Genomic DNA, 21,542 nt, shown 5'->3' with positions numbered 1-21,542 from the left:
GTCCGTATGAGGATCGCGAAGGAACGACTGGTGGTCATCGGGGGCGACGCGGCGGGCATGTCCGCCGCGTCGCAGGCACGCAGGCTCAAGGGCCCTGGGGAACTGGAGATCGTCGCGTTCGAGCGCAGCCACTTCACCTCGTACTCGGCCTGCGGCATCCCCTACTGGGTCGGCGGCGACGTCCCTTCACGGGACGAGCTGATCGCGCGTACGCCCGAGGAGCACCGGGCCCGCGACATCGACCTGCGGATGCGTACGGAGGTCATGGAGATCGACGTCGAGGGCGGCCGGGTCCGCACCCGGGACCTGGAGTCCGGCGCGGAGGACTGGACGGCGTACGACAAGCTCGTGATCGGCACCGGTGCCCGTCCGGTCCGTCCCGCCCTGCCCGGCATCGACGCCCCCGGCGTGCACGGCGTGCAGACCCTGGACGACGGCCAGGCGCTCCTGGACACGCTGGCCCGCACGCCGGGCCGCAGGGCGGTCGTCATCGGCGCCGGTTACATCGGCGTCGAGATGGCCGAGGCCCTGATCCAGCGCCGCTACGAGGTCACGGTCGTCAACCGCGGCTCGGAGCCGATGTCGACGCTCGACCCGGACATGGGCCGCCTCGTCCATGACGCGATGTCCGGCATGGGCATCGAGATGGTGAACGGCGCCGAGGTCACCAAGATCCTCACCGGTGACGACGGCCGGGTCAGGGCGGTGGCCACCGAGGACGCGGAGTATCCGGCGGACGTGGTGGTGCTCGGCATCGGCGTGCGCCCCGAGACGGAGCTCGCCCGTGCGGCGGGTCTTCCGCTCGGCGAGCACGGCGGGCTGCTCACGGATCTCGCGATGCGGGTGCGGGGCCACGAGAACATCTGGGCGGGCGGCGACTGCGTCGAGGTCCTCGACCTGGTCTCGGGCCGCGAGCGCCACATCGCGCTCGGCACCCACGCCAACAAGCACGGCCAGGTCATCGGCTCGAACGTGGGCGGGAGTTACGCGACCTTCCCCGGTGTCGTCGGCACGGCCGTCAGCAAGGTCTGCGACCTGGAGATCGCCCGCACGGGCCTGCGCGAGAAGGAGGCGCGGGCGGCAGGACTGCAGTTCGTCTCGGTGACCATCGAGTCGACGAGCCGCGCCGGCTACTACCCCGGCGCGGCCGTGATGACCGTGAAGATGCTCGCCGAGCGCCTCACGGGACGGCTGCTCGGCGTCCAGATCGTCGGCCGCGAGGGCGCGGGCAAGCGCGTCGACATCGCCGCCGTGGCCCTGACGGCCCGGATGACGGTGGACCAGATGACGGCGCTCGACCTCGGCTACGCACCGCCGTTCTCGCCGGTGTGGGACCCGGTCCTGGTGGCGGCGCGCAAGGCGGTGGCGGCGGTGCGGGCACCCGGCTAGGCCCCCGCCCCTCCTCGCCCATCACATTCAGGCGAGATTTTCAGCCAACTACGAACCGGTCCCGACCGGCTCCGGCCGGCTCCGGTCGGCTCCGGTCGGCTCCGACCCGTCCGTCAGCGCGCGGTCCGCGTGTGGACGTGCTCCACGAGGCGCGTCAGAGCGTCGGGGTCCGTGGACGGCAGGACGCCGTGGCCGAGGTTGAAGATGTGGCCGTCGAGCCCGGCCGCGGCGTCCAGGACCTCGTCCGTCTTGGCCTCGATCGCCTCGCGCGTGGAGAAGAGGACCGCCGGGTCGAGGTTCCCCTGCAGCGCCTTGCCGGGACCGACCCGGCGTACCGCCTCGTCCATCGGGACGCGCCAGTCGACGCCCATCACGTCGGCGCCCGCCTCGCCCATCAGACCGAGCAGCTCGCCCGTGCCGACGCCGAAGTGGATGCGCGGAACGCCGTACGAGGACACGGCGTCGAAGACCTTCTGCGACGCGGGCATCACGGAGCGCCGGTAGTCGGCGGGGGCCAGCGCGCCCACCCACGAGTCGAAGAGCTGCACGGCGCTCGCGCCCGCCTCGATCTGCACCTTGAGGAAGGCGCCGGTGATCTCCGCGAGCCGGTCGAGCAGATCCGCCCACAGCTGCGGGTCGCCGTACATGAGCGCCTTGGTGTGCTCGTGGTTACGGCTCGGGCCGCCCTCGACCAGGTAACTCGCGAGGGTGAAAGGTGCGCCGGCGAATCCGATGAGGGGGGTCGACCCCAGCTCGGCCGTCAGCATGCCGATCGCCTGCGTCACGTAACCCACGTCGTCCGGCGTCAGATCCCGCAGCTGGGCGAGGTCGGCGCGCGAGCGGATGGGGTTGGCGACGACCGGGCCGATGCCCGGCTTGATGTCGAGGTCGATGCCGATGGCCTTGAGGGGGACGACGATGTCGCTGAAGTAGATCGCGGCGTCGACCTTGTGGCGGCGCACCGGCTGCAGCGTGATCTCCGTGACCAGCTCCGGCATCATGCACGACTCCAGCATGGCCGTGCCCTCACGCACCTTGCGGTACTCGGGGAGTGAGCGCCCGGCCTGCCGCATGAACCAGACCGGCGTGTGCGGCACGGGCTCGCGCCTGCACGCCTTCATGAAAGCGGAGTCGTACGTCGCTGCGTTCTGCCGGCCCGCGGGGCTCTGGCTGTTGTTGGCACTCACGCGGGAAAGTCTCGCACGCGCCCGCCCGGCCCCCGCCCGACCCCCGCCCAGAGGGACACGCTGCCTTGACCGGGGCCCCTCTCACGGGTGTCTCTCCCTGCGCGAAGCCGCCGTTCCCCTTAATCTTCCCCGCATGGCTGCGGCTCAAGGACAACGGTCGGACGGCGCTGGCGAGATGGAAAGTACGGAGGGGAAGGTGGCGGATTCGACTCCGTTGCCCTTTCGCGCGGCGGTCGAGGCGCTGCGCGGGGCACGGCTTCGGCCTGAGATCGAGATCGACCCGACGCGGCCGCCACAGCGCCTGGCCCCGCACGCGTACGCCCTGGAGGCAGCGGTGGTCGAAGGCGACGAGGACCTCGCGGACGGACGGCTCGTCCTGCTGCACGATCCGGCGGGGCACGACGCCTGGCAGGGCACCTTCCGCCTGGTCACGCTCGTACGGGCGGAGCTGGAGCCGGAGATGGCCGCGGACCCACTGCTGCCCGAGGTCTGCTGGTCCTGGCTGACGGGCGCGCTGCAGGCGCGCGGCCTGGCCTGCGGGGAGCCGAGCGGCACCGTCACGCGCGCCGGCTCGCACTACTTCGGCGGGCTCGCCGAGCGGCCGCCCGCGTCGCAGATCGAGATCCGGGCGTCGTGGACACCGCGCGAGGGGCCCGGCGGGGCGCCGGACACGGCGGCGCATCTCGCGTCGTGGTGCGATCTGCTCTGCCAGGTGGCGGGGCTGCCACCGGCGAACCAGGGGCACGGCGGCGACGGGTCCGTGGTGTCGCTGCCGCAGCGGCGGGGGCCGCAGACGCCGTGACGGACGGCGGGGGCGGGAGGCAGGGGCGGGAGGCGGGGCTGAAACGGGGCGGCGGGTCCGCTGGACCGAACGATCACGCGGATGAGCGATTCTGAACGACTGCGATTCGGGTTGATCTTCGGATGATCGATCGCATGTCCGAATCGCCCGAATTGTTACTCACCAAATCGTGATCATTCTCTAAAGGCGGGCGGGTTTGGTGCCGAAGAGGTTGGTGACCTTGAAAGCACGGTTCGCTCCGGCTTCATCCCCGAGCCGGTTCAGTCCCGCACCCCAGGAGGCCTGGTGTCCGTTCTCCTCGAGCAGCCCGCAAGCCTGGTCGCCTACCGCCCGAACAAGCCGACCGCCATGGTCGTCGTGGCCGACCCACGCGTCCGCTCCACCGTCACCCGCCACCTGTGGGCCCTCGGTGTACGCGACGTGATCGAGGCCTCTTCGATCGCGGAGGCTCGTCCCCGCATCGGCAACCCCCGTGACATCTGCGTCGCAGACGTCCACCTCCCCGACGGCTCCGGCCTGACGCTCCTCTCAGAAACCCGCGCGGCGGGCTGGCCGAACGGCCTCGCCCTCTCCGCCGCCGATGACATCGGTGCCGTACGCAACGCCCTCGCGGGCGGCGTCAAGGGCTACGTCGTCACCGGCACCCGCAACAACGTCGGTCTCCCCACCCGCCCCGGCGCCGCGCCCATCGGCTCGGCCGCCGCCCGAATGCACCGCCGCCCGCCGGGCGCGCCCAGCCACCCCGGTGGCTACCGCGAGCTGTCCGGCCGCGAGGTGGAGGTTCTCCGCCTCGTCGCGGAGGGTCAGTCGAACAAGGCCATCGGTGTCTCGATGGGGCTCTCCGCCCTGACCGTGAAGAGCCACCTCGCCCGCATCGCACGCAAGCTCGGCACGGGTGACCGCGCCGGGATGGTGGCGGTGGCCCTGCGCACCGGAATCATCCACTGACTCATTTGCACCCCTCGCGCGCCCGTCGACGGAACGTTCCGTCGACGGGCGCTGTGCATACACAGATACCCTTGACAGGTGACCGACGCCCAAGAGACCGCAGCAGACAGCTCACTGCGAACCACCGGAGGCGGCCCTCCGGACGACGTCGAAACGGCGCCGATCCCTTTGGACGAGCCGCGTGATGGCATCCCCCCGGTGGTCGCCGACGAGACCGCCCTCGCCGAGGTGACCGCCGCGTTCGCGGCAGGCAGTGGCCCCGTGGCCGTGGACGCCGAGCGTGCGTCCGGCTATCGGTACGGCCAGCGTGCCTACCTCGTACAGCTGCGCCGCGAAGGCGCGGGCAGCACCCTCATCGACCCCGTCGCCTGCCCCGACCTGTCCGGGCTCGGCGAGGCGATCTCCGGAGCGGAGTGGGTCCTCCACGCAGCCACGCAGGACCTCCCCTGCCTCCGCGAAATAGGCATGATCCCCACCAGCATCTTCGACACGGAGCTCGCGGGGCGCCTCGCGGGTTTCCCCCGCGTCGGCCTCGGCGCGATGGTCGAGGGCGTGCTCGGCTTCGTCCTGGAGAAGGGCCACTCGGCGGTCGACTGGTCGACGCGCCCGCTGCCCGACCCCTGGCTGCGGTACGCGGCGCTCGACGTCGAGCTGCTCGTGGACCTGCGGGACGCGCTTGAGAAGGAGCTCGACCGGCAGGGCAAACTGGAGTGGGCCCGCGAGGAGTTCGACGCGATCTCCTCCGCACCGCCTCCGCCGCCCCGCGTGGACCCCTGGCGGCGCACGTCCGGCATGCACAAGGTGCGGCGCCGCCGTCAGATGGCGGTCGTACGCGAGCTGTGGACCGCGCGTGACCGCGTCGCGCAACGGCGTGACGTGTCGCCCGGCAAGGTGCTCAGTGACAGCGCGATCGTCGAGGCGGCGCTGGGACTACCCCCGAACGTGCACGCTCTGGCCGCCCTCCCCGGCTTCGGGCACCGCATGGGGCGACGCCAACTCGAGCAGTGGCAGGCCGCGGTGGACAGGGCCAAGGCCCTGCCCGACTCCGAGCTCCCGCAGCCGGGCCAGGCCGTTTCCGGCCCGCCGCCGCCCCGCTCCTGGGCAGACCGCGACCCGGCAGCGGCGGCGCGCCTCTCCGCAGCGCGGGCGGCGGTCTCGGCACTGGCCGAGGAGCTGAACATGCCGCAGGAGAACCTGATCACTCCGGACACGGTACGAAGGGTCTGCTGGGAGCCGCCGGCTCAGGTGGACGCGGATTCCGTAACGGCCGCGCTCGCCTCGCACGGGGCAAGGCGGTGGCAGATCTCGCAGGTCACTCCGGCGCTGGTTACGGCACTTACGGTTAGCTGATCGGCGGGGTGGGTGCCGAGAAGGGGAGCCCTGCTGGGCCGGGGGTGGTGTACGTACCGGGGCCGCCCGGTCACCATCAACGCCCCCGGCCCAGCAAAGCCCCCGCCCCACGCGGCCACCCCACCCCCAAGTGTGACCTTCGCCTCCCCGAGCCGGGACTGGGCAGCCCTTGGCCGCATAGTTACCGGCAAGTAGCATGGGGACCGGAAGCGCGCCGCAGGCGCACCCGCACCCTGGAGGAGAGCCATCGTGCCTCGTACCGTCAGGGACGTCGTCTTCGTTGATGGCGTCCGCACCCCGTTCGGCAAGGCGGGCCCGAAGGGCATCTACCACGAGACCCGTGCCGATGACCTCATCGTGAAGGCCATCCGGGAGCTCCTTCGCCGCAACCCGGCCCTCGACCCCGCCAAGATCGATGAGGTCGCCATCGCCGCGACCACGCAGATCGGCGACCAGGGGCTGACGCTGGGCCGTACCGCCGGCATCCTGGCGGGGCTTCCGCAGTCCGTGCCCGGATACTCCATCGACCGCATGTGTGCGGGCGCGCTGACCGCCGTCACCGCCACCGCCGGCTCCATCGCGTTCGGCGCGTACGACGCCGTCATCGCCGGTGGCGTCGAGCACATGGGCCGCCACCCCATGGGCGAGGGCGTCGACCCGAACCCGCGGTTCGTGAGCGAGAAGCTCGTGGACGAGTCGGCCCTCTTCATGGGTATGACTGCCGAGAACCTGCACGACCGGTATCCCACGATCACCAAGCAGCGTGCCGATGAGTACGCCGTGCGCTCGCAGGAGAAGGCCGCCAAGGCGTACGCCAACGGCAAGATCCAGCAGGACCTGGTGCCCGTCTCCGTACGGCGGACCAACGAGGAGGCGGGCGAGACCGGTTGGGGGCTTGCCACCGCCGATGAGCCGATGCGGCCGGGGACGACGCTGGAGAACCTCGCCGGGCTGAAGACGCCGTTCCGTACGCACGGTCGCGTCACCGCCGGCAACGCCGCGGGCCTCAACGACGGCGCCACGGCGTCGATCATCGCCTCCGAGGACTTCGCCCGCGAGAACAACCTGCCCGTCAAGATGCGGCTCGTCTCGTACTCCTTCGCCGGTGTTGAGCCCGAGGTCATGGGCTATGGCCCGATCCCGGCCACGGAGAAGGCCCTCGCTCAGGCGGGGCTCTCCATCTCCGACATCGGTCTCTTCGAGATCAATGAGGCCTTCGCGGTGCAGGTGCTCGCCTTCCTCGAGCACTACGGCATCGCCGACGACGACACGCGCGTGAACCAGTACGGCGGCGCCATCGCGTACGGCCACCCCCTCGCCTCCTCCGGCGTGCGTCTGATGACGCAGCTGGCGCGGCAGTTCGAGGAGCAGCCGGACGTCCGCTACGGCCTGACGACGATGTGCGTCGGCTTCGGCATGGGTGCCACGGTCATCTGGGAGAACCCGAACCACAAGGACGCCGGAGGCGACAAGTGAGCAGCTCCACCAGCTCCACCACGGAGCTTCTGAAGGGCGCGGCCGAGCTGTTCCCGGACGAGGTCGTCACGCAGGCGCACGTACGCCACCTCGACCTGCCGGCCGGCGCCGGGCGCTTCGCGCTCATCACGCTCGACAACGGCTTCGACCACACCAAGCCGACCACCTTCGGTCCCGGCTCGCTCGCGAACCTGAACGCCGCGATCGACCAGGTCGAGAAGGAGGCGGCCGAGGGCACGATCGTCGGTGTCGGTGTCACCGGCAAGCCGTTCATCTTCGCCGTCGGCGCCGACCTCAAGGGCGTCGAGATCCTGAAGCGTCATGAGGATGCCCTCGCCATCGGTAAGGGTGGGCATGAGGTCTTCAAGCGGCTCTCCGGCCTCGCTGTTCCCTCCTTCGCGTACTACAACGGTGCCGCGATGGGCGGCGGCGTCGAGGTCGGTCTGCACTGCTCGTACCGCACCGTCTCCAAGGCGCTTCCGGCCTTCTCGCTGCCCGAGGTCTTCCTCGGTCTCGTACCGGGCTGGGGCGGCTGCGCGCTGCTGCCGAACCTGATCGGCGCGGACCGCGCGGTCTCGGTCATCATCGAGAACTCGCTGAACCAGAACCGCCAGCTCAAGGGCAAGCAGGTCTTCGAGCTCGGCATCGCCGACGCGCTCTTCGAGGGTGCCGACTTCCTTGAGCAGTCGCTGATCTGGACCGCCTCCGTCCTCAACGGCTCGGTCGAGGTCGTCCGTCCCGAGATCGACCGTGGCGAGGCCTGGGACGCCGCCGTCGCGCGTGGCCGTGGCATCGCGGACTCCAAGGTGCACGGCGCCGCCCCGGCCGCCTACCGCGCCCTGGAGATCATCGCGGCCGCCAAGGACGGCGACCTGCAGAAGGGCTTCGACGCGGAGGACGTCGCGCTCGCCGACCTCATCATGGGTGGCGAACTGCGCAGTGGCATCTACGCGTTCAACCTCGTCCAGAAGCGCGCCAAGCGCCCGGCGGGTGCCCCGGACAAGAACCTGGCGCGCCCGGTCACGAAGGTCGGCGTCGTCGGTGCCGGTCTGATGGCCTCGCAGCTCGCGCTGCTCTTCCTGCGCCGTCTTGAGGTGCCGGTCGTCCTGACCGACATCGACCAGGCGCGCGTCGACAAGGGTGTCGGTTACGTCCACGAGGAGATCGACAAGCTCCTCCTCAAGGGCCGCGTCAACCAGGACAAGGCGAACCGTCTGAAGGGGCTCGTCTCCGGCGTGCTCGACAAGGCCGAGGGCTTCTCCGACGCCGACTTCATCATCGAGGCCGTCTTCGAGGAGATCGGCGTCAAGCAGCAGGTGTTCGCCGAGGTGGAAGCCGTCGCTCCGGCGCACGCCATCCTCGCCACCAACACCTCCTCGCTCTCGGTCTCCGAGATGGCGTCGAAGCTGAAGCACCCCGAGCGGGTCGTCGGCTTCCACTTCTTCAACCCCGTCGCGATCCTGCCGCTCCTGGAGATCGTGCGCGGCGAGCAGACGGACGATGCCTCGCTGGCCACGGCCTTCGGTGTCGCCAAGAAGCTGAAGAAGACCGCGGTCCTGGTCAAGGACGCCCCGGCGTTCGTCGTGAACCGCATCCTCACCCGCTTCATGGGCGAGATCCAGAACGTCATCGACGAGGGCACCCCGGTCGAGGTGGCCGAGAAGGCCGTCGAGCCGCTGGGGCTGCCGATGTCGCCGCTGGTGCTCCTTGAGCTGGTCGGTCCCGCCATCGGTCTGCACGTGTCGGAGACCCTGAACCGCGCCTTCCCGGAGCGCTTCACGGTCTCGCCGAACCTCGCGGCGGTCGTCAAGGCCGGCAAGCGCGGCTTCTACGTCTACGACTCCGGCGAGCCGGAGCTGGACCCCGAGGTCGCCGCTCTCCTCAAGCAGGGCGACACCGTCCTGACCGAGGAGCAGACCCGCGACCGCGTGCTCGACGCCGTGGCGCAGGAGATCGGTCTGATGCTCGACGAGGGTGTCGTCGCCGAGGCGCAGGACATCGACCTGTGCCTGATCACCGGCGCGGGCTGGCCCTTCCACCTGGGCGGCGTCACGCCGTACCTGGACCGGGCCGGTGTCAGCGAGCGGGTCAACGGCAAGCGGTTCCTGGCGCAGGGCGTGGCCAGCGTTCCCGCATAGCACCTCCGCATACGGGTGATGCCCGGCCGGCCGAGAGGCCGGCCGGGCATCGGCCGTTCTCAGCCCTTCAGACCCGCGTCCAGGCCTCCAGCGCGAGGCCCGACTCCGCCTTCTGGCGCGCGAGCCGCAGTGTGCCGTCGAGGCCGATGGCCGCCATGACCACGCGGCCTTGCGCGTCCAGCGCCAACGCGGGGGAACCCAGGCAGGGTTCGCCGGTGGCGGCCCACCAGACTCCCGCCTTCTCGTCCTCCGTCGGGTAGGCCGCTATGACGGGGCGGCCGTCCTGGCCCCGGTGGGCGAGGACCGTGCAGTCGTGGCCCTCGATCGTCGCGCGGATGGCTGCCGTGTGGCCGGTGCCGGGGGCTCCGCCCAGGGGCCGTGTGTCCTCGTCGCCGTCGTCGCCGTCGTCGCCGTCGTCGCCGGAGCGGTGGGCGAGTACGCCTCTGCCGCGGGCGTCGGTGGCGTAGTACGTGAGGCGGTCCGGGGCGGTCTCCAGGGCCGTGCCCGAGCCGGGGGACGGGGGCAGCGGGATGTCGCCCGTGCGCTGGAACTCGGCGCCCTGCTTCTCCTGGGTCCAGTGCAGCGTCTTGTTCTCCGCCGGGCCGAAGACCTCCACCCGGCCGGTGGAGGTGGCGATCGCCGTGATGCCGTCGAGGACCTCGCGGACCTTGAAGTCCTTCCACCCCTCCCACTTGCCGCCCTTGCCCTCGCGCCGCAGCCGGACGCTGTTCACCGCGTCGCGCACGAAGACGTGGACCGTGCCCGCGGCGTCCACGGCGGCGGTCGGGGCGCCGAGGTGCGGGGCGCGCTCGACCATCTTGGTGTGCGGGTTGCCGAGTGAGCGCCAGTCCATGAGCGGGCGGCCGGACTGGTACTGGATGCTGTGCACCACGTCGACCTCCGAGCCGCGCGTGCGCAGGCCGATGAAGTGGACGTATCCGTCGACACCCTGGGCCAGGGTGAGGTGCGTCAGGTCCGGTGCCTCGAAGAACTCCTGGTCTGTCCATTCCGGGCCGCCGGGACGGGTTTCCGTCCAGCGCAGCAGTCCCTCGCGGGCGCGGGCGTACGCGGTGAGCCTGCCGTCCCTGCCCCGCAGCAGCCAGCGCGCTGTCGCAAGGGTGCCTGTCGCGGCGTGGCGGGAGGACTCTCCCTCGGGCCTGGGGGCGGACGTCTGCGGCATGAGTCGGCGCCGCCCTTCTTGCAAGTGGTCGTCTGCTCGTCTACTGGGGCATAAGTCTACGTTTGACGCAGTCGACTTCCGGCCGGGGCCCGGCCGCCGGTGTGCCAGGGTGACGCCATGAGAACTCTCCTTGTCGTGGACGCCGCCAACGTCGTCGGCTCGGTGCCCGACGGCTGGTGGCGGGACCGGCACGGGGCCGCCGAGCGGCTGCGGGACCGGCTCGTCGCGTACGCCGCCGAGGGCATCGCCGGGCACCCAGGGCCGCTGGAGGTCGTACTGGTCGTCGAGGGCGCGGCGCGGGCCGTCGAGTCCATCGAGGGCGTACGGGTCGTCTCCGCACCCGGCAGCGGCGACGACCGCATCGTGGAACTGGCCGCCGAGGCCACGGACCGCCCGTGCGTCGTCGTCACGGCCGACCGCGAACTGCGCCGCAGGGTCGGCGAGTCGGGAGCGGAGTCCGTGGGCCCCCGAACGGTACGAAACGACGCCTGACCCCTTCGCGGCGCGGGGGGGCGCGACCGGGCGGCACGAGATCCCCGCCGGGACACCCGCCCTCGCGGACGCGCGGCGAGAGCGGGCCAGGACACCTGTCACGCCGCTCGGCGCGGCGGCGGACGTCGCGCGCGTGGCACGAAACCCGGGACGGGCGTCGCGCACGTGACGGCGGGTTTCGCGCGCGTGGCGCGAAACGCGAGACGGGCCTCGCGCACGTGCCGACGGCGCCGCGACGGACATCGCGCGCGTGGCACGCAGTTCAAGGCGGGGCATCGCCCGCCGTGGCGCGCAGTGCAAGGTCGGCATTGCGCGCGAGGCCGGTGTCGCGGGCCTTGGAGCTGGGCGGAAGGCCCGCGCTCGCCTCATCGCTGGACTCTTGCGTACACCACCGCTCCCCCCACCCGCGCCACCGGCTCGTACCCGACCGTGAGGAGCCGTCGCAGGGTCGGTAGCCGGTTCGGGGTGAATAGTTTGCCTCGGGAGTCGTCCACGACGATCGTCGGCGGGTGTTCCCTCAGTTCCCGGCGGAAGACCCTCCAGGAGCCCTCTACCGCGTATCTCTCGCCCACCTGCGGGCCGTTCCTGCCTCCGCTGTAGTTGGTCAGGAGTCCTGCCGTGAGGTAGCGGCTCGCGGGGGTTCGGTCGGACAGCCAGTACGTCTCCGGGTGTATCCCCCAGAACAGCACCTTGTCCTGGGGTGCCGTCAGCACGCGAGCGGTCTCCGCGAGGCGCGTGGCGTGCGCCAGTTCGGGGCGCGGTGCCAGCATTCCCCAGGTCAGGAACAGCGCGCAGGTCCCGGCCGATACCGACACCGCCGTCCATGTGCGGACCCTGGGCAGGATCTGGAGTGCCGCTGTGCCCAACAGGGCCAGGGGCGGGGTCAGTTGGAGGAAGTAGTGGCCGAAGAAGTGGAAGCCGACCAGGACCGCTGCCGCCGATGAGGCGAGCCAGAGCCACAGCTCGGCCGAGCCGGTGCGGGCGATGCGCAGGACCCGTACGACAGGCGGGATGATCCCCACGCAGGCCGCCGCGAGGACGGCCGTGTTCGTCAGGCCCCGGAAGAGCACGTGGAGTTCGGAGCCGGTGAAGGAGGCGTACGCCCCCGAGCCCGTGACCGTCCAGAACAGGAACCCCGCGGGATGCGTGAGCGCCGCCGCCGCGAGGACCGGGGCGGACAGGCCAACTCCCAGGCGCAGTACGCCCCTTCGGGCGCCGCCCGACTGCCACAGCAGCCACGCCACCGGCACCAGAACCGCTCCCCCGGTCTGCTTGACCAGGAACGCGCAGGCCACCGCGGCTCCTGCCGCCCCCCAGCGGCGCCGGTCGGCGCACCAGAGGGCGGCCGCCGTGCACGGCAGCATGAAGACCTCGAAGGTGGCCGCCTGGGCGTCCTCGGGGTTCAGGCCGACCGAGATGAGGAGGTAGAGCACGCCCGCCGTGCGGCCCGCGCCGTCGCCCCAGCGGCGCCTGGCGACGCAGACGAGGAGGACGGCCGTCAGGAGCTGGGCCGCCACCGCGAGCACCTTCAGCGGCAGCAGCGTCGCGTCGCCGAAGAGCGCGAACGTCCCCTCGTACAGCCAGGGGACAAGCGGCGGCTTGCGGTCGACGACCGTTTCGTAGAGCTCTCCCCCGTCGGCCAGCATCCTTGCCTGGACGGCGAGATATCCCTCGTCCGGGCTCCAGAGCGGCCACCGGAAGGACGGGATCCGGGTGACGCAGGCCAGGGCGGCGAGCAGGGGGAGCAGGCGCGGCCAGTACGGCGCGGACGTTCGCTCCGTACGCGGGCGCGGCGGCCGGAGCCCGCGTACGGAGCGTAGTGAGGCGGGGGGCTCGGCGAGCATGGTGAGCACGCTATCCGGCCCCGCAGTCCCCATCAGGGTGGGACATACGGGGCCGGTCGATTGACGGCAGGAGACAGCGGCGGCTACAGACTGCCGTCGGCCTTGAGTTCGCCCCCGCGCTTGCCCAACCGGCTGTGCGAGCGCCCGTACACGAAGTAGACGATGAAGCCGAGCACCATCCAGATGCCGAACCGCAGCCACGTCTCGCCCGGCAGATTCAGCATCAGCCACACCGAGGCGGCCACCGAGAGGATGGGCACGAGCGGCACCAGCGGGGTGCGGAAGGCGCGATGCAGTTCGGGGCGGGTCCGGCGCATGACAAGCACGCCGATGGCCACGACGACGAATGCGAAGAGGGTGCCGATGTTCACCAGGGTCGCGAGCTCGTTGATGCTGGTGAAGCCCGCGATGACGGCGATGAGGACGCCAAGGAGGATGGTCGGGCGGTAGGGGGTCTTGAAGCGCGGGTGCGTGATGGAGAAGAAGCGTGGCAGCAGCCCGTCGCGGCTCATCGCGAAGAACACACGCGTCTGCCCGAGCAGCAGGATCAGACACACGGTGGTCAGGCCGACGGCGGCACCGAAGCTGATGGCGCCGGCGTACCAGGGGTGACCGGTGGACTTGAAGGCGTCGGCGAGGGGCGCGCTGACGGACAGTTTGGTGTAGTGCTGCATGCCGGTGACCACGAGCGAGACGGCCACGTACAGGACCGTGCAGATGAGGAGCGAGCCGAGGATGCCGCGCGGCATGTCGCGCTGCGGGTTCTTGGTCTCCTCGGCGGCGGTGGCCACCACGTCGAAGCCGATGAAGGCGAAGAAGACGACGGAGGCCGCGGTGAAGATGCCCATGACACCGAAGTTGGTGGGTTCGTAGCCGAAGAGCAGCTGAGCCATGGGGGCGTCTTCCCAGCCCACCCCGACCTCCGGGGTCACCGCGTCGGGGATGAACGGCGAGTAGTTGTCACCCACGATGAAGAAGAGACCCGCGACGATCACGATCATGACCACCGTCACCTTGATGGCCACGACGACCGCGGTGATGTTGGCGGACAGCTTCATGCCGACCACCAGGATCGCGGTCAGCACCAGGACCAGCACGAAGGCCAGGATGTCGAACGTGCCGCCCGGCACGTCGGGGCCTTCCAGCACACTCGGGAGATGCCAGTTCGCGTTGTCCATCAGGGAGCGCACATATCCCGACCAGCCGACCGCGACGACGGCCGTACCCAGGGCGAATTCGAGGACGAGGTCCCAGCCGATGATCCAGGCGGGCAGCTCACCGATGGAGGCGTAGGCGAAGGTGTACGCCGACCCGGCCACCGGGACGGTCGAGGCGAACTCGGCGTAGCACAGGGCCGCAAGGGCGCAGACGATGCCGGCGGCGACGAACGCCAGCGCGGTCGAAGGTCCCGCGTTCTCCTTGGCCACCTTGCCGGTCAGGACGAAGATGCCGGTGCCGATGATGACGCCGACGCCGAAGACCGTGAGGTCGAGGGCGGAGAGCGACTTCTTGAGCGCATGCTCGGGCTCTTCGGTGTCCTGGATGGACTGCTCGACGGTCTTCGTTCTGAAAAGGGTGCTTGTCACGGGCGTACCTCCACGCTTGTCATCCTGGACATGATCGAGACAGGCGGTACTTCGCAAGCCCAGGCACGGGTGGATTCACGCGAATGGGCCGGTCCCACCACCCGTACAGGGTGCTGGGACCGGCCCACAAGACCGCGTGGTTGACGCCGGTGGTGTGTCAGTCGCGCGCGGGCTCCCCCGCCTCGACGGAGTCCACGGCCGCCGTGCGCTCGAACCGGCCGTCCAGCTTGGCGACGAGGCCGGTCACCTGGCGTGCGATGTCCGGGGCGGTCAGGCCGATCTCGGCCATGATCTCCTTGCGCGACGCGTGGTCCAGGAAGCGCGGCGGGATGCCGAAGTCGCGCAGCGGCACGTCGACGCCCGCGTCGCGCAGGGCCTGGGAGATGGCCGAACCGACGCCGCCCGCGCGGGAGTTGTCCTCGACGGTGACGACGACGCGGTGCTTCTCGGCGAGCGGGGCGAGCGCCTCGTCGACGGGCTTGACCCAGCGGGGGTCGACGACCGTCGTGGTGATGCCCTGCTTGTTCAGGAGGTCCGCGATCTCCAGGCACATGGGAGCGAGGGCGCCCACGGAGACCAGGAGGACGTCGGGGTGGCTGGTGCCCGCCTTGCGCAGGACGTCCATGCCGCCGACCTTGCCGACGGCCTTGACCGCGGGGCCGACCGCGCCCTTCGAGTAGCGCACGACGGTCGGGGCGTCGTCCACCTCGACGGCCTCGCGCAGCTGGAGGCGGACCTGGTCGGCGTCGCGCGGGGCGGCGATCCGCAGGGTCGGCACGCACTGCAGGATCGACATGTCCCACATGCCGTTGTGCGAGGCGCCGTCCGTGCCGGTGACGCCCGCCCGGTCCAGGACGAAGGTGACGCCGCACTTGTGCAGGGCCACGTCCATCAGGAGCTGGTCGAAGGCGCGGTTGAGGAACGTCGCGTACACGGCGAAGACGGGGTGCAGGCCGCCGGTGGCAAGGCCCGCCGCCGAGACGGCCGCGTGCTGCTCGGCGATGCCCACGTCGTACACCCGGTCGGGGAACGCCTTGGCGAACTTCTGCAGGCCGACCGGCTGGAGCATGGCGGCGGTGATCGCGACGATGTCCTCGCGCTCGTGGCCGAGCTTGACCATCTCCTCGCCGAAGACGGACGTCCAGTCCATGCCGCCCGCGGCGATCGGCAGGCCCGTGTCGGGGTGGATCGGGCCGATGCCGTGGAAGTGGTCGGCCTCGTCCTCCTCGGCGGGCTTGTAGCCGCGGCCCTTCTCGGTGATGCAGTGCACGATGACCGGGCCGCCGAAGCGCTTGGCGCGCACCAGGGCGGACTCCAGGGCCTCGATGTCGTGGCCGTCGATCGGGCCGACGTACTTCAGGCCGAGGTCCTCGAACATGCCCTGCGGGGCGATGAAGTCCTTGAGGCCCTTCTTCGCGCCGTGCAGCGTCTCGTAGAGGGGCTTGCCGACGACCGGGGTGCGCTCCAGGAGGTCCTTGCCGCGGGCCAGGAAGCGCTCGTAGCCGTCCGTGGTGCGCAGGGTCGCCAGGTGGTTCGCGAGGCCGCCGATGGTGGGGGCGTACGAACGCTCGTTGTCGTTGACGACGATCACCAGGGGGCGGTCCTTGGCGGCGGCGATGTTGTTCAGCGCCTCCCAGGCCATGCCGCCTGTGAGGGCGCCGTCACCGATGACGGCGACGACGTGGTCGTCCTTGCCCCGCACCTCGTTGGCCTTGGCGAGGCCGTCCGCCCAGCCGAGGACCGTCGAGGCGTGCGAGTTCTCGATCACGTCGTGGTCGGACTCGGCGCGCGAGGGGTAGCCGGAGATGCCGCCCTTGGTGCGCAGCTTGGCGAAGTCCTGGCGGCCGGTGAGCAGCTTGTGCACGTAGCTCTGGTGGCCGGTGTCGAAGAGCACCTTGTCCTGCGGCGAGTCGAAGACGCGGTGCATGGCGATCGTGAGCTCGACCACGCCGAGGTTGGGGCCGAGGTGGCCGCCTGTCTTGGACACTGCGTCGACGAGGAAGGCGCGGATCTCGCCGGCCAGCTGGTTCAGCTCCTCCGGGCTGAGCCGGTCCAGATCGCGCGGTCCCCTGATGCGGGTCAGCAGCGGCACCCGTGCCTCCTTGCAGTAGAGCTGTTCGAGCGTTGACCGGAATGTTGCCGGGCCTGTTGAGTCTAATGTTCCGCCGTTGACGACGGCGTCCGGGCCGTGAGTTCCGCGTCACGCGATCGGCGGTACACAGGCCGTCGACAGGCGCCGGACAGAGAGCTGCCCGGCACCGCGCCATTGCGGTGCCGGGCAGCCCTGCTCGGGGTTCTGGCAGGTCAGGCGCGGCCTGCCGTCTTCTGCGTCTTGCGCGTCACGGAGTCGATGACGACCGTGGCGAGCAGTACGCCACCGGTGATCATGTACTGGACCGGCGTGGCGATGCCTTCGAGCGCCAGGCCGTACTGGATCGACGTGATGACCATGACACCCAGGAGGGCGTTCCAGGTGCGGCCCCGGCCGCCGAAGAGGCTGGTGCCGCCGATGACGGCCGCCGCGATGGCGTTCATCAGGAGGTCACCGGTGCCGGCGCCCTGGTTGGCGGCGGCGATCTTGGAGGCCATGAAGAGGCCGCCCGCCGCCGCGAACGTACCGGCGATCGCGTAGACCGACGTACGGATCAGGGTGACGTTGATGCCGGCTCGGCGGGACGCCTCGACGCTGCCGCCGAGGGCGAAGACCTTGCGGCCGTAGCCGGTGCGGCGAAGGACGAAGTCGGTGCCGACCAGGACCACCAGGAAGATCACCAGGGCCAGGGGCAGGCCCTTGTACTGGTTGAACATGATCGCGGCGGCGAAGGCCACCACGGCGAGGACCGCGGTGCGCACGATGATCTCGCTCAGCGGCCTTGACGGGACACCGGCGGCCTCGCGGCGGCGGCTGTCCAGGAAGGAGGAGAGGAAGAAGGCCGCGACCGCCACGATCGCCAGGCCGTAGGCCGCGGCGACGTCCGTGAAGTAGTACGAGGTCAGCTTGGCGATCAGGCCCTCGGAGTCGAGGTTGATGGTGCCGTTGTCGCCCAGGATCTGGAGCATGAAGCCCTGCCAGAACAGCAGGCCTGCCAGGGTGACGGCGAACGCCGGTGCGCCGATGCGCGCGAAGAAGAAGCCGTGGATGGTGCCGATCACCGTGCCGGAGAGGACGGCGACGATCAGGGCGATCCACTCGGGCGCGCCGTGCGTGACGGCGAGCACGGCGGCGACCGCGCCCGCGACACCGCTGACCGAGCCGACCGACAGGTCGATCTCGCCGAGCAGCAGCACGAAGACGATGCCGACGGCGATCATGCCGGTGCCGACCATGGCGACGGAGATGTTGCTGAGGTTCTCCGCGGTCATGAAGCGCGAGTTCATCGAGGCGAAGATCGCCCAGATGATGATGAGGCCCGCGACGACCGGGATGGAGCCGAGGTCACCGGCGCGCATCTTCCGCTTGAACTCGGTGATGTAGCCCGCGAAGCCCTGCTCGCGCACGAGCAGGCGCGGGTCGACCGCGGTGACGGCGTCGGCGGCGGCCGCGGGGGCGTCGACGGGCGCGTCGCCGGGCGTGGAGGTCTTGTCGATGCTGCTCACTTCTGGGCCTCCACGTTGCGCGCCGCGCGACGGGTCACGGCGTTGTCCGTGGCGCCCGTGATGGCGGAGATGATCTCTTCCTGCGAGGTGGCCTTCACGTCGAAGACTCCGTTGTTCCGGCCGAGCCGGAGCACCGCCACCTTGTCCGCGACGGCCTTGACGTCCGCCATGTTGTGGCTGATGAGAATGACCGCGTGGCCACGCTCGCGCAGCCGCTCCACCAGGTCGAGGACCTGGGCGGTCTGCTCGACGCCGAGTGCGGCGGTGGGCTCGTCGAGGATGACGAGCTTGGGCTCGCCGAGCATCGAGCGGGCGATCGCCACGGTCTGGCGCTGACCGCCGGAGAGCGAGGCGATCGGGATGCGGACGCTGGGTATGCGGATCGACAGCGTGGTGAGGAGCTCGCGGGCGCGGCGCTCCATCTCGACCTCGTTGAGCACGCCGCGCCTGCGCAGCTCACGACCGAGGTAGAGATTGCCTACGACGTCGATGTTGTCGCACAGCGCGAGGTCCTGGTAGACGGTCGCGATGCCCAGGTTCTGGGCGTCGTGCGGCTTGTTGATCGATACGGTCTTGCCGTCCCACTCGATGACGCCGTCATCGATGGGATGCACGCCGGCGATCGTTTTGACCAGCGTGGACTTTCCTGCGCCGTTGTCGCCGACCAGGGCGACCACCTCACCGGCGTGGACCTCAAGCTCGACGTCGGTGAGCGCCTGGACGGCACCGAATCGCTTGGAGACCCCGCGCAACGCCAACACGGGCGTAGCGGACACGTGAACCATCTCCTTCGCCGCCTGACCGGCGGGAGGTTGAACAGAAGAGAACGAGAAGAACCAGAAGCCAGAAGAACGAGAGCTCGCCGCGGAGCGACCGGAGCGCGTTTCTGTCCGGCGCCTCGCCTAGAGCTGCGGGGCTGTTGGAACGGGGCGCCGGACAGGGCTCAATGGTGGTGAAGTCCCGTAGAGAAAGGGGGACTTACTTCAGGCCGACCTTGCCGCAGTCGGCCTTGTACTTGGCCGTGCAGATCTCGTCGACCGTGTAGATGCCGTCCTTGATGACGGTCTCCTTGATGTTCTTGTCGGTCAGCGAGACGACCGGCACGAGCACGGTGGGAACGTCCTTGGCGGTGGGGCTGTCGACGGTCGTCTTGGCGATCGAGTCGAGCTTCTCGCCCTTGCCGAGCGCGACGGCCATCTGCGCGGCGATCTCGGCTTCCTGCGGGTAGGACTTGTAGACGCTCATGAACTGCTCGCCCGCGACGATGCGCTGCACACCGGCGAGTTCGGCGTCCTGTCCGGTGACCGGGGGAAGCTTGCTGACGCCCGCGGCCTTGAGGGCGGTGATGATGCCGCCCGCCATGCCGTCGTTCGCGGAGTAGACGCCGTCGATCTTGTCCTTGCCGAGCGCCGAGATCGCGCCCTCCATGTTGGCGTTGGCGTTCTCCGGCTTCCACTCCTTGGTGTCGTACGACTTGCCGATCTTGACCTTGCCCTTGAGCTCGCCCTCGGCGCCCTTCTTGAAGAGCTTGGCGTTCGGGTCGGTGATCGCGCCGTTCATCATCACGATCGTGCCGCCCTTGGCCTTGTCGCCGAGGGCCTCGAGGAGGGCCTTGCCCTGGACGCGGCCGACCTCTTCGTTGTCGAAGGAGGTGTACGCGTCGATGGGGCCCTCGGCAAGGCGGTCGTACGCCACGACAGGGATACCCGCGTCCTTGGCCTTCTTGACCGAACCGGCGATGGCCTTGGAGTCCACCGCGTCCACGATCAGCACGTCCACCTTGTTGGTGATCATGGTGTCGGCCTGCTGGTTCTGGGTGTTCGCGTCCTGCTTGGCGTTGGCGTAGGTGACCTTGGCCTTGCCGTCGGTCAGCTCCTTGACGTGCTTCTCGATGAGCGGCTTGTCGAACTTCTCGTAACGCGCGGTCTGGTTCTCCGGCAGGAGCAGACCTATGTTCAGCGCGTTGCCCTTCTTCGAGCCCGAGCCCGCTTCATCCTTGTCACCGCCGGACTCCTTGGCACTGCCACATGCGGCAAGGGTGACGGCCATGGTGGTGGCGGCAACGGCAACGGCGGCACGACGCATACGCGTGTTCATTTGGGAACCTCCCTGACGTGGCCGCGTCGTTGCGGCCGAGGTGGCTCGAAGTCAACTCGGCCGCCACACCAGCGTCAAGGAGTAAATCCTTAACGAGATGACAACGGTGCCATGCGTTATCTAAGTGAAGGCAGGTGCGGACGCAGGGAGCGAGCCGTCCAAAAGGGTCGAATCGCCCATTTCGCTGAGTGCGAGAGCCAGGGCGCCGAGGACCTCGGCACGGCCGCCCAGCGCCCCGGGAAGGACCGACAGCTGACGCGCCGCGCTGGGGATCGCATAGCGCCCCACGGACTCCCTGATGGGCCCGAGGACCAGCTCACCGGCCTCCGCGAGGTCACCGCCGAGGACGACCCGGCTGGGGTTCAGGAGGTTGCAGAGGTTGGCCACACCGCTGCCGATGTGCCGGCCGACGTCGGCGATCACGCGGCGGCAGCCGGGGTCCCCGTCGCGCGCGAGGGCGACCACGCGCTCCATGGTCAGCTCGGTGCCGTGGCTCGACTGGAGCAGGGGCAGTACGTAGCGGGCCGCCGTGAAGGTCTCCAGGCAGCCGCGGTTGCCGCAGCGGCAGACCGGGCCCGACTCGTCCAGGGTGATGTGCCCGATCTCGCCCGCGGTGCCGCCGGGCCCGCGGTAGATCCGCCCGTCGATCACGAGCCCGGCGCCGACACCGCTCGCGACCTTGATGTACGCGAGGTCCTTGACCCCGCGGCCGCTCCCCCAGACCAGCTCGCCGAGCGCGCCGAGGTTGGCGTCGTTGTCGACGTGCACGGGGACGCCGAGGCGGCCCCCCAGCTCCTCGGCGGGCTTGGTGCCGGTCCAGCCCGGCAGGATCGAGGTCGAGCCGAGCGTCCCGGACTCCACGTCGATGGGCCCGGGCACGCCGAGGCCGACGCCCGCGATCTTCGCGCGGTCCACGCCGGTCGCCGCGATCAGCCTGCTGACCAGCTGCTCGGCCCGGTCGAAGCCCTGCGCGGCCGACGCGTCCACGTCCAGCGGCTCGGACTCCTCGGCGAGCACCTGGTGGGCGAGGTTGCCCACCGCCACGCGCAGGTGCGTATGGCCGAAGTCCACGCCGATGACGATGCCCGCGTCGCCGCTGAGCGAGACGCTGCGGGCCCTGCGCCCGCCTGCCGAGGTGGGCGTGACCTCGACCGTTCCGCCGTCCTTGAGCTCCCGGACGATGTTGGAGACCGTGGCCGCGGACAGACCCGTCGTCCTGGCGATCTCCGCCTGAGTGAGCGATCCGGCGAGCCGTACGGCACGTACGACCCGCTCGAGATTGGCCCGGTGCAGCGACGACTGCGACCCCGGAGTCTCCATTGACTCAGCCACCCTTTTTTCGTATGACGTAAATGAACAAGCAGCGACTTCGCCGCCCGTACAAGTTGTGAACTCCAAGCTCTGCTGAACGGGTTGGCGCAGTCAAGTCCTTGACGGAAATCCACGCTCCCGAACA

General features: G+C 70.2%; 16 protein-coding genes. 7 read left to right on the top strand and 9 right to left on the bottom strand.

Going from position 1 to position 21,542, the window contains the following annotated elements; genetic code table 11:
* Positions 1-6 precede the first annotated feature (6 nt).
* Positions 7-1,389 (top strand): FAD-dependent oxidoreductase, encoded by a 1,383-nt coding sequence (locus E5671_RS34430; RefSeq protein ID WP_160507757.1) that lies wholly within the window; start codon positions 7-9, stop codon positions 1,387-1,389.
* A 113-nt stretch (positions 1,390-1,502) separates the two neighbouring features.
* On the opposite strand, the gene hemE is transcribed toward E5671_RS34430, so the two are convergent.
* On the bottom strand, positions 1,503-2,576 hold the full coding sequence (hemE, locus tag E5671_RS34425) for a uroporphyrinogen decarboxylase (protein ID WP_160507756.1): 1,074 nt from the start codon (positions 2,574-2,576) through the stop codon (positions 1,503-1,505).
* Positions 2,577-2,709: 133 nt separating this feature from the next.
* Here hemE and E5671_RS34420 point away from each other — a divergent pair, with 133 nt between their 5' ends.
* From E5671_RS34420 to E5671_RS34400, 5 genes are all read left to right on the top strand, one after another.
* Positions 2,710-3,378: a DUF3000 domain-containing protein gene (locus E5671_RS34420; protein ID WP_160507755.1), complete on the top strand. Its 669-nt coding sequence runs from the start codon at positions 2,710-2,712 to the stop codon at positions 3,376-3,378.
* 285 nt (positions 3,379-3,663) lie between these two features.
* Positions 3,664-4,326: a response regulator transcription factor gene (locus E5671_RS34415; RefSeq protein ID WP_160507754.1), complete on the top strand. Its 663-nt coding sequence runs from the start codon at positions 3,664-3,666 to the stop codon at positions 4,324-4,326.
* Between the two features lie 78 nt (positions 4,327-4,404).
* The gene (locus E5671_RS34410; RefSeq protein ID WP_160507753.1) at positions 4,405-5,676 is read left to right on the top strand and encodes an HRDC domain-containing protein; all 1,272 of its coding nucleotides are present in this window, start codon (positions 4,405-4,407) and stop codon (positions 5,674-5,676) included.
* A gap of 249 nt (positions 5,677-5,925) precedes the next feature.
* Entirely contained in the window at positions 5,926-7,152 is a 1,227-nt protein-coding gene (locus E5671_RS34405; RefSeq protein WP_160507752.1) for an acetyl-CoA C-acyltransferase, read from the top strand.
* The gene (locus E5671_RS34400) at positions 7,149-9,290 is read left to right on the top strand and encodes a 3-hydroxyacyl-CoA dehydrogenase NAD-binding domain-containing protein (protein WP_160507751.1); all 2,142 of its coding nucleotides are present in this window, start codon (positions 7,149-7,151) and stop codon (positions 9,288-9,290) included. The genes E5671_RS34405 and E5671_RS34400 overlap by 4 nt, the downstream gene beginning before the upstream one ends.
* A gap of 67 nt (positions 9,291-9,357) precedes the next feature.
* On the opposite strand, the gene E5671_RS34395 is transcribed toward E5671_RS34400, so the two are convergent.
* Complete coding sequence (locus E5671_RS34395; protein ID WP_237330292.1) at positions 9,358-10,470, bottom strand: hypothetical protein; 1,113 nt, start codon at positions 10,468-10,470, stop codon at positions 9,358-9,360.
* Between the two features lie 117 nt (positions 10,471-10,587).
* Between E5671_RS34395 and E5671_RS34390 the strand changes: the two genes are divergently transcribed.
* Entirely contained in the window at positions 10,588-10,962 is a 375-nt protein-coding gene (locus E5671_RS34390) for an NTP pyrophosphohydrolase (protein WP_160507750.1), read from the top strand.
* Positions 10,963-11,327: 365 nt separating this feature from the next.
* Here E5671_RS34390 and E5671_RS34385 read toward each other — a convergent pair whose 3' ends face one another.
* The 7 genes from E5671_RS34385 to E5671_RS34355 form a co-directional block, all read right to left on the bottom strand.
* Positions 11,328-12,806 (bottom strand): ArnT family glycosyltransferase, encoded by a 1,479-nt coding sequence (locus tag E5671_RS34385; protein ID WP_237330291.1) that lies wholly within the window; start codon positions 12,804-12,806, stop codon positions 11,328-11,330.
* Positions 12,807-12,889: 83 nt separating this feature from the next.
* Positions 12,890-14,392 (bottom strand): amino acid permease, encoded by a 1,503-nt coding sequence (locus E5671_RS34380; RefSeq protein WP_160507748.1) that lies wholly within the window; start codon positions 14,390-14,392, stop codon positions 12,890-12,892.
* Positions 14,393-14,549: 157 nt separating this feature from the next.
* Positions 14,550-16,484: a 1-deoxy-D-xylulose-5-phosphate synthase gene (gene dxs / locus E5671_RS34375; RefSeq protein ID WP_160507747.1), complete on the bottom strand. Its 1,935-nt coding sequence runs from the start codon at positions 16,482-16,484 to the stop codon at positions 14,550-14,552.
* Positions 16,485-16,696: 212 nt separating this feature from the next.
* Positions 16,697-17,989 (bottom strand): ABC transporter permease subunit, encoded by a 1,293-nt coding sequence (locus E5671_RS34370; RefSeq protein ID WP_160507746.1) that lies wholly within the window; start codon positions 17,987-17,989, stop codon positions 16,697-16,699.
* Positions 17,986-18,774: an ATP-binding cassette domain-containing protein gene (locus E5671_RS34365; protein WP_160507745.1), complete on the bottom strand. Its 789-nt coding sequence runs from the start codon at positions 18,772-18,774 to the stop codon at positions 17,986-17,988. Before E5671_RS34365 ends, E5671_RS34370 begins: the two co-directional genes overlap by 4 nt.
* Positions 18,775-18,967: 193 nt before the next feature.
* On the bottom strand, positions 18,968-20,086 hold the full coding sequence (locus tag E5671_RS34360; protein WP_160507744.1) for a sugar ABC transporter substrate-binding protein: 1,119 nt from the start codon (positions 20,084-20,086) through the stop codon (positions 18,968-18,970).
* Between the two features lie 120 nt (positions 20,087-20,206).
* Entirely contained in the window at positions 20,207-21,406 is a 1,200-nt protein-coding gene (locus E5671_RS34355) for an ROK family transcriptional regulator (protein ID WP_160507743.1), read from the bottom strand.
* Between the last annotated feature and the right edge of the window lie 136 nt (positions 21,407-21,542).

This window comes from Streptomyces sp. BA2 (assembly GCF_009769735.1).
GTDB lineage: Bacteria > Actinomycetota > Actinomycetes > Streptomycetales > Streptomycetaceae > Streptomyces.
The sequence above is the reverse complement of the archived record's forward strand: the minus strand, read 5'-3'. Positions and strand labels throughout refer to the sequence as shown.